10 protein-coding genes and 3 tRNA genes are annotated in these 13,290 nt (G+C 34.9%); 1 reads left to right on the top strand and 12 read right to left on the bottom strand.

The features are described from left to right. Positions 1-2: 2 nt before the first annotated feature. The 3 genes from NBE98_RS13390 to NBE98_RS13400 all read right to left on the bottom strand — a co-directional run bounded on the left by NBE98_RS13390 (position 3) and on the right by NBE98_RS13400 (position 3,751). Entirely contained in the window at positions 3-863 is an 861-nt protein-coding gene (locus tag NBE98_RS13390) for a UbiA-like polyprenyltransferase (protein WP_250815479.1), read from the bottom strand. Continuing rightward, the gene (locus tag NBE98_RS13395) at positions 844-2,295 is read right to left on the bottom strand and encodes a menaquinone biosynthesis decarboxylase (RefSeq protein ID WP_250815480.1); all 1,452 of its coding nucleotides are present in this window, start codon (positions 2,293-2,295) and stop codon (positions 844-846) included. The genes NBE98_RS13390 and NBE98_RS13395 overlap by 20 nt, the downstream gene beginning before the upstream one ends. A gap of 175 nt (positions 2,296-2,470) precedes the next feature. After that, positions 2,471-3,751, bottom strand: a complete 1,281-nt coding sequence (locus NBE98_RS13400) for a LysM peptidoglycan-binding domain-containing protein (protein WP_250815481.1) — start codon at positions 3,749-3,751, stop codon at positions 2,471-2,473. 312 nt (positions 3,752-4,063) lie between these two features. Between NBE98_RS13400 and NBE98_RS13405 the strand changes: the two genes are divergently transcribed. Next, positions 4,064-4,705 (top strand): CPBP family intramembrane glutamic endopeptidase, encoded by a 642-nt coding sequence (locus NBE98_RS13405; RefSeq protein ID WP_250815482.1) that lies wholly within the window; start codon positions 4,064-4,066, stop codon positions 4,703-4,705. A 90-nt stretch (positions 4,706-4,795) separates the two neighbouring features. On the opposite strand, the gene NBE98_RS13410 is transcribed toward NBE98_RS13405, so the two are convergent. The 9 genes from NBE98_RS13410 to serS form a co-directional block, all read right to left on the bottom strand. After that, positions 4,796-5,683, bottom strand: a complete 888-nt coding sequence (locus NBE98_RS13410; protein ID WP_250815483.1) for an ABC transporter ATP-binding protein — start codon at positions 5,681-5,683, stop codon at positions 4,796-4,798. Then, on the bottom strand, positions 5,676-6,353 hold the full coding sequence (locus tag NBE98_RS13415; RefSeq protein WP_250815484.1) for an ABC transporter ATP-binding protein: 678 nt from the start codon (positions 6,351-6,353) through the stop codon (positions 5,676-5,678). The genes NBE98_RS13410 and NBE98_RS13415 overlap by 8 nt, the downstream gene beginning before the upstream one ends. 1 nt (position 6,354) lies before the next feature. Next, the gene (locus NBE98_RS13420; RefSeq protein WP_250815485.1) at positions 6,355-9,198 is read right to left on the bottom strand and encodes an ABC transporter permease; all 2,844 of its coding nucleotides are present in this window, start codon (positions 9,196-9,198) and stop codon (positions 6,355-6,357) included. Positions 9,199-9,215: 17 nt separating this feature from the next. Next, complete coding sequence (locus tag NBE98_RS13425) at positions 9,216-10,211, bottom strand: efflux RND transporter periplasmic adaptor subunit (protein WP_250815486.1); 996 nt, start codon at positions 10,209-10,211, stop codon at positions 9,216-9,218. Between the two features lie 241 nt (positions 10,212-10,452). Beyond that, positions 10,453-11,148: a manganese catalase family protein gene (locus NBE98_RS13430; protein ID WP_250815487.1), complete on the bottom strand. Its 696-nt coding sequence runs from the start codon at positions 11,146-11,148 to the stop codon at positions 10,453-10,455. A gap of 276 nt (positions 11,149-11,424) precedes the next feature. Continuing rightward, positions 11,425-11,501: transfer RNA gene (locus NBE98_RS13435), tRNA-Arg, on the bottom strand. 49 nt (positions 11,502-11,550) lie between these two features. Continuing rightward, a tRNA-Ser gene (locus tag NBE98_RS13440) sits at positions 11,551-11,641 on the bottom strand. A gap of 13 nt (positions 11,642-11,654) precedes the next feature. Beyond that, positions 11,655-11,745, bottom strand: a tRNA-Ser gene (locus NBE98_RS13445). 199 nt (positions 11,746-11,944) lie between these two features. Then, positions 11,945-13,222: a serine--tRNA ligase gene (serS, locus tag NBE98_RS13450; protein ID WP_250815488.1), complete on the bottom strand. Its 1,278-nt coding sequence runs from the start codon at positions 13,220-13,222 to the stop codon at positions 11,945-11,947. Positions 13,223-13,290: the final 68 nt, after the last annotated feature.

The following is a 13,290-nucleotide window of genomic DNA, read 5'->3' on the forward strand; positions in this document are numbered from 1 at the left end:
CCTCACCTCATTAAAAATATATCTGCAACACTAAATACTAAGAAAACTATGCTTACAATTTGATTTATTCCATAAGAAGCTATATTTACGTTTGTTAAATTAGTTGGTGAAACCATTTTGTGTTCAATAACTAGTAGTATTGATACTATAGCTATCCCTATAAGAAAAAGCCAACTCATATGAGCGATAAAGTATATATAGATTAAAATTGTCACAGCGGCCGCATGAAACAGTGAGGATATTATTAGAGCATTTTCTATTCCAAAAACTGCTGGTATAGAAAACAGGCCTTCCTTTCTATCAAAATCCACATCCTGAGACCCATAGATTATATCAAACCCTGCAACCCAAAGAGCATTTGCAGCTCCAAGCACCAAAGAAATCCAGCTTATTTTTCCTGTTACCGCTATCCAAGCTCCTACTGGTGCACCGCCACTTATTATTCCAAGCACAATGTGGCAAGCCCATGTAAATCTTTTTGTATAAGAGTAAAGAATAAAAAGAAATATAGCAACTGGAAGTAATGCTGCACAAAGGGGATTCAGCATAAAAGCCGACAAAGCTAAAAGTGCGAAGGAGATTACAACAAGCATGATTACCTCTTTGATTTTCACAGCTCCACGAGGCATATGTCTATTAGCTGTTCTTGGATTTTTAGCATCTATATCCTTATCTATAAGCCTATTTATAGCATTTGCTCCTGTTCTTGCACCTAAAAACGCCATTGCAATCCAAAAGAAAACTCTAAAACTTGGCATTCCATTTGCAGCAATGAGCATTGAAACAAAAGCAAAAGGAAGTGAAAAAATTGTATGTGAGAACATAACAAGATTTCCATAGGTTTTAATCTTGCTCAAAACCATATTCAGCCCACCTCCTGCTGACCATATCCTTTATGTCCTCTGTCATTTCAATATCATTTGGCCATTCTCTTGTGTGTCCTTCACTTGGCCATTTCTTTGTAGCATCTATTCCCATCTTATGTCCATAGTGTGGGAGGTTTGAAGCATGGTCTAAAGCATCTAGCGGACCTTCTACTATAACCACATCTCTCTTTGCATCGATATTATTAAATACCTTCCAAGCAACTGTGGAAAGGTCTTGAGGACTTATATTTTCATCCACCACAATAATCATCTTTGTATACATCATTTGTCCCATGCCCCAGAGTGCATGCATAACCTTCTTCGCATGTCCAGGATATCTCTTTTTAATGGATACTATAACGCAATTGTGAAAAACACCTTCAAGAGGAAAATTCATATCTATTATTTCTGGAAGCTGTAGCTTTAGAAGAGGCAAGAATATTCTCTCTGTTGCCTTTCCCAAGTAGCAGTCCTCCATCGGCGGTTTTCCAACTATAGTTGTTGGATATATAGGATTTTTCTTATGTGTTATGCAGGTTACATGGAATACTGGATACTTATCTGCTAAAGAGTAGTAACCTGTATGATCTCCAAAAGGTCCCTCTATTCTTAATTCTTCGTTAACATCCACATAACCTTCCAATATAAATTCAGCATTTGCTGGAACGTATATATCGTTTGTTTTTGACTTTACTATTTCTAGAGGCCATTTCCTTAAAAAGCCTGAAAACATCATTTCATCTATTTCTTTCGGAAGTGGAGCTGTAGCCGCATAGGTTGTTGCTGGATCAGTACCTATTGCAACAGATACAGGCATTTTACCTCCGAGCTTTCTATACTTTTCATATATCTCTCTTCCATCCTTATGTAAGTGCCAGTGCATTCCGGTAGTATTTTTATCAAACACCTGAAGCCTGTACATTCCCATGTTTTGAATCCCTGTTTCAGGATCCTTTGTAATAACTAAAGGCAAAGTTATAAATTTACCTCCATCCTCTGGCCAGCATTTTAATATTGGAAGCTTTGAGAGATCTGGATTATCTTCAACAACCTCTTGACAAGCAGCTCTTTCAACTTTTCTTGGAAAAACTGTAGCCAGCCTTGCAACCTTTGGAACAGCTTTAATTTTATTAAGTATTCCGAGATAGCTCGACATGTCAATAAGCTTCTCAATATCTTGTGCGATTTCATCTATATTGTCTACTTCTAATGCAAGATTAAGTCTTTCATAAGTTCCATAAGCATTAATTAACACTGGATATTCAGAACCCTCCACATTCTCAAACAGCAGTGCAGGTCCATAAGCCTTTGAAATCCTATCTGTGATCTCGGTAATCTCTAAATCACTGCTTACCTTGGTGCTGATTCTTTTTAAAAGTTTTTTCTCTTCCAACAGCTTTACAAACTCCTGGAGACTTTTGTACGCCACTAAGCTTCGCCTTCTTTCAGTAAATATTATTGTCAAAACTTTAACTTTCATTGTTAATTTTACAATTTTATAATACAAATTTCAATAGTTTGTAAAAATTGTATGAAGTTATTAATATTTAAATTGTTTACTTCGTAAAAAAAGACTTGCAAGCAATAGCCTACAAGCCTTTTTACTAGATTACTTTTCTAACATCATGCAATGAACTTAAAACCAGCCAATTTTGAGGGAAGTATCTTCCTATAGTCCAGTAGCTTACACCGCTAAGTCTAAATTCCTTAGCCAATCTAAGCTTCGCTTCGATGCTTCTAGCATCCTCAAACCATACAACATGCTGTTTTTCACTCTCATCATAATAATTATAATATGGAGCCTGTGACAATTCATCATATTTGATTTGAGCTCCTACTCTTGCTGCAAGGTCTACTGCTCCTACGTTGCCTAAAGTAACTGCTCTAGAACCTCTTTGATATGGAAGTGTCCAATCATAGCCATAGTTTGGTATTCCCATTAAAATCTTATCTCTTGGTATAGCAGTAACAGCATAGTCTAAAATTCTTCTCACAGCGTTAAGAGGAGCAACTGCCATAGGCGGCCCAAAGGTATAGCCCCATTCATATGTCATGAGTATAACATGGGATGCAAGTTGACCATGAACAAGATAGTCATGAGCTTCATATAATAACCCTCTTTGTTCTGCTGAAAGCTTAGGGGCAAGAGCAGTAGTTACAGAGTAACCTAAAGGCCTTAGCTTACTTATAGCCTTTCTAACAAAGTTATTATAATTCTCTCTATTTTCGGGATAGATATATTCAAAATCTATATCAAGTCCATAGTAATTCTTTGCTCTTAAAATCTGAGCAACATTATTTAAAAGAGTATCTTGAAGCTGCTCGCTTGTTAGTATTGTACGAGCTAAATCGCTGCTAAAGCCTCCTCCTGGAAGAAGATTAGTTATAACTAAAAGTGGTGCTACCTTAGCCTGTCTTGCTGCCTCAATAAGTGGAGTATCATTTATTTCTCTTAAGGTACCATCTTCCTTTACCTCATGGCTAAAGATACTAAGATAAGTTAGATAAGGCAGGGTCTTTCTCAAAACCTCCATACTTATATTAGGAAAAGCATAACCATTTACTTCTATAGTTCCTAATTTTCGCGTTCTAGGAGGAATATTTAATATCTGCCCCGGATATATAAGTGAAGGGTTTGAAACTTGAGGATTTGCTGCTGCAAGTTCGCCAACAGTCAGCCCATAGGTAATAGCAATGGAATAGAAGCTTTGACCTGTTGAAACTGTATGCCTTCTTATGCCCTCAAGGATAACCAATGTTTGACCTACCACAAGCCTGCTTGGGTTTGCAAGCTCATTATCTGAAGCAATTTTATCTAAGGAAACATTATATAAACGAGAAATTGTATAAAGTGATTCACCGGGTTTTACAACATGGATAATCAACAGACTTGACCACCTTTTTACATACTTTGATTTAGTATATGATTTGTATAACAAGTATGACACAATCCTTGTTCTTGTGTTGATATCATACATTGGCAATATATTAATACTCTTAGTTCTATTTATACAGAAGTCCCTGGAAATTGTTGTAACAAATATATACATTCTGTATAATTAAATTAGGCTATTGATATAGCAGAAAAAAGTAACTTTGTAATAGTTAATTTGCAAAATTTCATATATTTTAGCATAGTTACTTATTTTATTATCTTTAATATATATCAAAAATAATTTATTTTATGGGGGGAAGATATGAAAAATATTAAAACACTGCCATTAATAATAATAGCCTTAATGGCGACTCTATCCTTTTCTAATCTATTTGGACTAAACATTTCATCAGCATGTATCTTCATAGGGGTTGCATTTTTCTTTATCAATAAAGCTATTGAAAAGCAGCCCATGAAAGGCAGCGGACTTGACTTAAAGGCAATAGGAGCTAACTTAAAAGACAGAAAAATTTGGATCTGGCTTGTACTACCAATAGTTACAGATGCAGTTTGTGTTATAATCTCAAAATTATTTTTACCTCAATATATTGAGTATGAAACCGCAAGAGCAGGCGCCTTTGTGCCAGTTGAACTAAGCGTATCTTCTGTAATTTTGTTTTTTGTATTTGCTTTAGGTGAGGAGATTGCATGGAGAGCTTTCTTTCAAAACCAACTAACCAAAATCTTACCCATTATACCTACGCTCCTATTTTCATCTTTATTATTTACTTTAGGACACTATAAAGCAGGAAATACTATTATAGTAGTTTATGGCCTTATATTTACCTTTATCAATAGTATTTTATATGGTGTAATCTTTCATAAAACAAAAAATGCATGGATTAGTACATTCTCACATTTTACCGCAAACATGTTTGAGGTTATTGTATTTATATTGATTTAGCATAAATTACTATAGCAACTTAATAATCATAACAAATAAAAATAAGCCCCTGGATAAATTAATTAAAATATCCATGGACTTATTCTTATTTTAACTATGAAGTATTATGCTATCCTCATCAATCCTCGCTTTAATCTTTTTGCCTGCTTTAATTCTACCTAGAAACTGTGAAGGAAGCTGAACTCTTCCATGCCTGTCAACCACAAGAAATTCTTCATGAGTATCTCCTTCATTTATATCCGTGTAAAGCTCTTCCATAGTACTCAAAGCCTTATCGTAACTCTCTCTAGCTATAAGCTCCTTGGAAATCCTTCCTTCGCTTATAGAAACAACTCTTTCTACTTTGTGAGCAACCTGCATGTCATGTGTCACAATGATTATAGTTAAATTTAGAACTTTGTTTAAGCGGCTAAACAATTCCAAAATTGAGGAACTGGTTTTGCTGTCTACAGAGCCTGTAGGTTCGTCTGCAAGGAGTATTTTAGGATTGTTGGCAAGAGCTATAGCTATAGCAACCCTTTGTTGTTCTCCTCCTGAAAGTTCTCTAACTCTATTATTTTTCCTATGAGACATCTCAACCTGCTCTAAAAGTTCCAAGGCTCTTTTCCTTTTATCCTTTTGCTTTTTTGAAAAACTCATAACCATTTCTATATTTTCAAGAGCTGTCAAATGGGCTAAGAGGTTTCTAGCGTTATTCTGCCATACAAAACCTACCACATCTCTTTTGTATTCCCTCATCTGCTTTTTGTTTAGTGTCATCATGTCTATTCCATTTATAAAAAGCTTTCCCGTAGTGGGCTTATCAAGTCCGCCAAGCATATTTAAAAGGGTGGACTTTCCGCTGCCACTGCTCCCTATAATAGCTAAAAGTTCTCCTTCCTCTACTGTTAAATCCAGTCCAGAAAGAGCAAAAACCTCTATATCCTCAGACTTATATATTTTATATAAATTATCACATTCTATAATACTTTTATTCATTTATAATCTCCCCATCTTTAAGACTGTACATATAATCAGCTATTGGAATCAGCTTTGGGTCATGGGTAGTCATTATAATTGTGGTTCCTTCCCTTGCAATAAGTTCCTTAAAAAGCTTCACCACTAAAAGCCCCGTATTGTAATCCAGTGAAGATGTAGGCTCATCCACAAGCATAATTTTAGGTCTGTGAGCTATGGCTCTTGCAATTCCTGCTCTCTGCATCTCCCCACCCGATAGCTCCTCAGGATAATGATTTGTTTTCTTTGAAAGTCCAACTGCCTCTATGCACTGAAGCACTCTATTTTTTCTTTCCTTTTCTGGAAGCTTTGCAAGCCTTAAAACCAATTCAACATTTTCATACACCGTCATATTTGGGATTAATGCACCTGATTGAAAAACAAAACCAAATTCCTTCTGCCTTATGCTGTTTTTTTCAGTTTCACTCATACTGCTTATTTCTCTGTCTAACAGTGTAATACTGCCTTCAGTAGGTTTATCTATAAGCCCAAGCAAGTTTAAAAGTGTGGTCTTTCCTGAGCCCGAACGCCCTTTAAGTATGGTCAAAGTCCCTTCTTCGAAGCCTACGGAAATATTTTTTAAAGCATGTATAGGTTCTCTTCCCACATAAAAGTCTCTTGAGACTCCTTCTGTCCTAATTACCTGTCTCACATTAATCCTCCCCTAGCTTCACTGCTTGATTTACTTTTAGCTTTCTCATATACCTTGCTAAAACCACAAAGGAAGCTATAAACACTAAAGTAAATACTGCTCCAAGCTGCAGATATTCCATTATGTAATGAAGGTTTCTTGCAGGTATAACATATTTGTTCTCATACCAGAGTTTCTTGATAAGAGGAATAAACATATTTCCTGCTAAATTACCTGCAATGACTCCAGCCAGAATCGATGCCCCTAAGGTAAAAAACTGTTCCAGTATAAGAATTAGGGTTACGACTTTTGAAGAAATTCCTAAGGATCTGTATATTCCAAAGCTTAGAGTACGCGCTTTCAAAGACAATACCCAATAAACAAGAAATCCTAGAACTGTTATTGCACCTATTGATAAAAAACCTAAATTAAGCACAGAGTTTGTACCCTTAAGAAAAATATCACTCTTAGCTTTAAAGGTTTCTATAGTTAAATCTTTTAATTCTGCTATTGCTATATTATTGTTTTTTATAGAATTGTATACAAACTGATTTGAGACCTCAGGCTTTTTCTTAAGCCATACTTCATAAGGCTTCATTTGAATTTTAGAGAAAATATAATTAAAGTTAGCAATGAGAATATTTTGATTCTGCATATCACTCAAGCCTGGCCAATAATCTATAACATCAAGTACAGTTCCTTTAAGCATTAGTGAACCCTTAGCATTGTAGTAAACCGTGTCTCCTGTTTTTATTCCAGCAGAAGAACTTAAGTTTCTTGATACTAAAATATAATTTGTTTTTTGAGTCATTTTATTTAAATAATTGTACCAGTGAGTTTTAAGAAGGCTGCTGTCAAAATAAGCGGCACCTCCAAATTCATGTGGTATTATTCCCATAATAGTCGTCTTATTATTTATATTGCTGTTTAGGGAGGCTTGGCCTTCTTCATCCCTAAAAACCTTAGTATAAGCTTCAATACCTTCTATTTTCGAATATTGATTGTAAGAAGGTTCTATATATGCACTGACTTGTGAAGTATCCTTAGATTTTGTATTTGGCAGAGCCTTTACATCCTCTTCATCTACTTCGTAGGTAACCTTATCCCACTGCCCCTTTATAATAATATCTGTACCTGTTGGGTATTTTACTGTATTTATATAGGAAGTATTAATATCTTTGGCAATATGCATGTTAAATATCGCTATTGCAGTAGTTATAATAATAAAGAGCATTGCAGTACTTTTTTTAAGGTGATATCTCATAACATTAATTATTGAAACATACAAAGCCGTAAAATACTTGTTTTTTCCAAGCTTAAAAATAAGTTTCATTATATATTTGTAGATTCTAAGCATGAAAAGTCCAACACCCACAATAAAGATTGTAGATAGAAAATACAATAGAGGATCTAAAGGAGGCCTGTCTGTTTTTATACCTGTTAAAGATGGTATATTTTTATTTACATTGTAGTTGTAGTAACCGTATAAAGCCACAGCCAGCAAAATTAAATCCATATACTTATTCTTGATAAGCATATTTAAATATCTATTTTTGCTTTGCCTTACTTCAACTATTGATTTTTGCGCTGCAAAGAATACTGAGATTAACAAGGTAGCTAATAAACCTATAACCGTAATCAGAGCATAAATATACACTTTGCTGCTTGTTGTTATTTTTATTCCCTGAAGAGAGTTGAATACTAAAAAGCCATCCGAGTAGCTTATTGCCTTGCATAAAGCTATTCCAAGCAAAGGACCAAAAAGCATTCCTACTGAACTTAAAAGTAACCCTTCATACAAATACTGCCTTAGTATTTGAAACTGACTTGCACCTCTGCTTTTTAAAACTGCAATTTGTTCTTTGTCTGAATCTACAATAAGCTCTGAAATCATCCATATGTAGTACATTACAACCAACATTATTGGTATTAAGAATATCCACATAACAACAGAATAAAGCCTTTCATTAGCAGCGTAAGCTTTAAGACTTTCTGCAATTTGAAAGTTTATATCGCTTCCCGTTCTTTTTATAAAGCTACTTTCAATATCCGCTGCTGTCTTATAAATAGCTGTTGCATTTTTATTAGTAATCTTAGTGTAATCATATATAATCTCAAAGGTTAAACCCTTTAAAAATTTTCCAAGACCTTTATGGCTTTGAAACAATTTTATAAGAGCCTCTTCCTCGGTCATAAACTTGCAATAGAAATTAGTATCCTTGTCCAGCCAGTAAGATTCTTTAGCATCCTTAGTTTGAAAAATACCTACAACCTTCATTTTCGGGTTAGCGCCATTCTCTATATGAAGTATCTCATAGGTTTTATCAAGTTCTAATTTGAAGTTATCAAAGGTTTTTTTATCTACAATTACTTCAACGGCGCTTTCCGCGGAAATATCCTTACTTGGTAGCCTTCCGCTAACAATGTCGATGTGACTGTTAAAATCCGATATAGAGCCAAGCTTGTTGTTTATAGAATCATAGCTTTTATTGTCTTTTGTGTACGTATACCTTATACTGTCAAAGGTTAAATACACCTTTTCAGCCAATGTAGGAACAGGAACCTTTTTTGCCTCTGTCAAAAACATAGATTTAAAGCTTCCGTACCCTTGATTAAAAGTTTCATAATCAATTCCACTTTTAAAGCCTACTGATAGGTAGGCAGCAGAAGGAGGTATATATTTTTTATTCTCCTGTAGCGGTTTGTTCTCCGCCTGTGAAAATATGCTACTTATATAATTATTAAGTACACTGTCAATATAAGTTGGCACAGCGCACACAATAGCAATTGAAAAAATAAAGCCTGCAGTTAGGCAAAGATAAAGCAGCTTGTTTTTAAATACATTTTTTATAGTAATACTAAGCATAGTATTATATCTCCTTGTTAATTCAAAATTACTATTTCACCTTCTGAAATCCCAGTTGTAATCTCGATATTGTCTCCATCCTGTATGCCTTTTTCTATATATCTTTCCACGATATCCTCACTCTCATATATCTTTACATAGGAATGACCATCCTCCCCAGCTCTCACAGCTTTATAAGGAATTACCACCACATTATCTTTTTTCTCTATAGTGCAAATTACAGTAACTCCGTCACCAATAACTAAGTTCTTAGGTTCCTCAAGAAATTTAACAACCACTCTGCCATTTTGAGAACTGCCATTAGGCTCATAGGTATTAGTAACAACCTCTCCTTTATAGCTTGCACTTCCAGCTTTAATAACTGCCTTGCTGCCTATTGTAAAATCAGGCAGATTACCATCACACTGAATCTGTATACCTTCCGTATCTGCAATGGTTAAAAGAGACTGATAGCCACTTATGAACTGAGATATCTTTACATCTGCTACATTTATAACTTTTCCTGAAATATCAGCAGTTAAAACTGCACTTTTTAAATCATCCTGAAGCTGCTTCATTTTAAGTTTTTCAGCATCTATATTTAACTGGTAAATTTGCTTTTGTGCCTCTGAAGCCCCGCTTTGTTCTGCGTTCTCATAGACCAGCTGTGCCTGCTTAAGCCTTATTTCCTCTTCTTTAATTGCATTCTTCTTATCAGTTGTATCAAGCTCTGCAAGGACCTGACCTTTTTTAACTACATCCCCTGATTTTACATTCAGTTTTGAAAGATATCCTCCCTTAAATTTAAAACACATGTCCACTTTTTTAATAGGAACAATATAACCTGCCTTGTATGTTGTTCTTTCGACACTTCCCTTTTTAGCTGGTTCAGTCCTAAGCTTTTCTGTAACCGGACTAACAAGCGTAGGGATAGCCGTTGTATTTTCATTTTTGATAGAACTACACCCCATAAGGCTAACAGCTGCTGCAACGCATGTCCCCATTATTATTGAATACTTAAATAACATGTTCATGATTTTTTAATCCCCCCGGTATTTCTTTTAACATATAAAAGCTATTAGTTTTTTGTTTTTAATATAAAATTAGCCGCTCTTAATACAAGCAATGTCACAGTATAATTTTACCACAATATGATAAAAATAGTTAATGCTCTGTTTAAAAATTCAAAAAATTAGTATGGTTATTTATATAGCTTTAATTATGACTTTATATATTTATAGGGAGTACAAACTTTATACTCCCTATCTTATTACCTTAAACTTTTGTCGTAGGTCTAGTCTCCTTACGTGGATTATTGAAGCTAGGAGGCGCTGGATTTGGTGAATCAAAAAATTCCCCTGGTGTTGATAAGTCAAAATAAAGCCTTGAATCCGCCGTTACACCAAAATCTCTATTTGAAGCTTCATTTTGAATCTTGTTTAGCGCTTCTCTAAACAACGCATTATGAGCTTCTTCCCTATTTAATAGAAAATCTATAGTTTCTTTTACGTACTTATCATTTATTTGACGATAAAGGTATTCATACACTACCTTAGCCCTTTGCTCTGCTGCTATGTCTGACAATAAATCAGCTGCTATATCTCCAGTTACGTTAACATAATCAGCAGTCCATGGATGACCCGATGAATTAATAAGCCCAGGTGCCAACCCTGTTAATGTATGTGTTTCTATTTCTCCCGCCATGGTCTTTGTAAAATCTACTGCGTGCCCATTAAGCAGATTTATTGTCTGAGCTACCATTTCCATATGGCTAAGTTCTTCTGCAGCAATGTCTAAAAACAGATCATGAATTGCTGGATCTTTAATTCTGAAGCTTTGTGAAAGGTATTGAAGGGCAGCCTTTAACTCGCCATTTGCACCTCCAAGCTGCTCCTGCATCAATACTGCATACTGTGGGTTTGGCCTTTCAACTTTTACTTCTCTTAATAATTGTTTTTCATGTTTAAACATCTATCTTCTTCCTCCCTGTCATCTTTTTGACTCAGAGTTAGTATTAAACCTTATCAAGATATTATACGAAGCTTTCTTATCGATAACCATTAGTATTAGGATTTAGAATTTATAATAATCATTTGTTTTACAATAAGATGTATATGATATAGTTACTTTAGCCTTTTATTTAAGGTGCTTCTGACTAATCCCTTAATCTCAATTCGTATTATCTTAATTATTACATAAAAAAAACAGGATTTGCATTTCTGCAAATCCTGTTTTTTCAATATTTTATGGTGCGACGGAGAGGATTCGAACCCCCGACCAACTGGTTCGTAGCCAGCTACTCTATCCAACTGAGCTACCATCGCATATTATTGAGTTTAGATAAAAACACCTAAACTAAGTTAGGTGCTTTTATGGCGGAGACGATGGGATTCGAACCCATGCTAGAGTTACCCCTACTAACGGTTTAGCAAACCGTCCTCTTGAGCCACTTGAGTACATCTCCAAAAATATTAAAATGGCGGAAAGACAGGGATTCGAACCCTGGGTACGGTCACCCGTACGCCGGTTTTCAAGACCGGTGCCTTAAACCAACTCGACCATCTTTCCACGTCTAACGACAAGATTTATTATAACAAAAGCTTTTTATAGTGTCAACATTTTTAATAGGATTTTTTTAATTTTATCTGTAACTTTTATATATAAATACTTCTAAATTAACAAAAAGAACAATTAACAAGCCAATTATAGTATTACCAAAAATACTGTAATTAATTACTCCTGTCAATCGTTCTTTTTGAACTTATAATTATTTTATAACTTCGGCTCCACCCATATATGGTCTTAAAGCTTCCGGTATCTCAATTGTTCCATCTTCTCTTTGGAAGTTCTCAAGTATAGCAGCTACAGTTCTTCCTATAGCAACACCTGATCCGTTTAATGTATGGACATATTGAGGCTTATCCTTTGGATTTTCTTTATATCTTATATTGGCTCTTCTTGCCTGATAGTCTTCAAAGTTACTACAGCTTGATATTTCAACATACCTATTATAGCTTGGCATCCAAACTTCTATATCGTAGGTCATTGCTGAAGAAAATCCTAAATCTCCTTTGCAAAGTCTAACTACTCTATAAGCAAGTCCTAACCCCTGAAGTACTCTTTCTGCATCATTAGTAAGCTTTTCTAATTCCTCATAAGATTGTTCTGGCTTAGTAAACTTAACAAGCTCCACCTTATTGAATTGGTGTTGTCTTATAAGTCCTCTTGTGTCTCTTCCTGCCGAGCCTGCTTCTGATCTAAAGCAAGCACTATAAGCAGCATGCTTTATTGGTAAGTCAGTACCATTTAATACTTCATCACTATATAAATTAGTTACTGGAACCTCAGCTGTAGGTATTAATAAATAATCTGTATTTGCAATCTTAAATGCATCCTCTTCAAACTTTGGAAGCTGTCCTGTTCCAGTCATACTCTTCCTATTAACCATAAATGGCGGCATTATTTCGGTATATCCTGCTACATCTATATGAGTATTTAAGTAGTAATTTATTATAGCTCTTTCGAGTCTTGCACCTAAGCCTTTATATACCGTGAATCTTGAACCAGTAATTTTTCCTGCTCTGTCAAAATCTAAAATATCTAAATTAGTTCCTAGTTCCCAATGAGCCTTTGGTTCAAAAGCAAATTTATTAGGCTCTCCCCATTTTCTTATCTCAATATTGTCAGCATCTGACTTTCCTTCTGGAACCTTTAGATTTGGAATATTAGGTATTCTAAGAAGAATGTTTTGGATCTTATCATCTATTTCTGCTAGGTCTGCATCTAAAACCTTTATATCTTCTCCAACCTTTTTCATTTCAGCCATTATAGGCTCAACATCCTGTCCAGCCTTCTTTAATTTTGGTATTTCAGCTGAAACTTGATTTCTCCTACTTTTTAAGGTTTCAACCTGGACCAATACTTCTCTTCTTTTTTCATCTAAAGCTACAATTTCATCAATAAATGGTGGAAATGCTTCTCCCCTTGTAGCTAATAAAGCTTTTACCTCTTCAGGATTAGTTCTTATTCTTTTTAAATCTAACATAACTTTTCTCCTTTCGTTCAAAACCACTTGGAACCTTACTTGCTTCCATTCCCAAGCTGCCCTTTAAA

This window comes from Clostridium swellfunianum (assembly GCF_023656515.1).
Lineage (GTDB): Bacteria > Bacillota > Clostridia > Clostridiales > Clostridiaceae > Clostridium_AT > Clostridium_AT swellfunianum.

Excerpts from the sequence above, each read along its gene's own strand:
- NBE98_RS13390 (WP_250815479.1), bottom strand. The coding sequence starts at position 863 with ATGGTTTTGAGCAAGATTAAAACCTATGGAAATCTTGTTATGTTCTCA.
- NBE98_RS13405 (WP_250815482.1), top strand. The coding sequence starts at position 4,064 with ATGAAAAATATTAAAACACTGCCATTAATAATAATAGCCTTAATGGCG.
- NBE98_RS13410 (WP_250815483.1), bottom strand. The coding sequence starts at position 5,683 with ATGAATAAAAGTATTATAGAATGTGATAATTTATATAAAATATATAAG.
- NBE98_RS13420 (WP_250815485.1), bottom strand. The coding sequence starts at position 9,198 with ATGCTTAGTATTACTATAAAAAATGTATTTAAAAACAAGCTGCTTTAT.
- NBE98_RS13425 (WP_250815486.1), bottom strand. The coding sequence starts at position 10,211 with ATGAACATGTTATTTAAGTATTCAATAATAATGGGGACATGCGTTGCA.
- NBE98_RS13430 (WP_250815487.1), bottom strand. The coding sequence starts at position 11,148 with ATGTTTAAACATGAAAAACAATTATTAAGAGAAGTAAAAGTTGAAAGG.
- serS (WP_250815488.1), bottom strand. The coding sequence starts at position 13,222 with ATGTTAGATTTAAAAAGAATAAGAACTAATCCTGAAGAGGTAAAAGCT.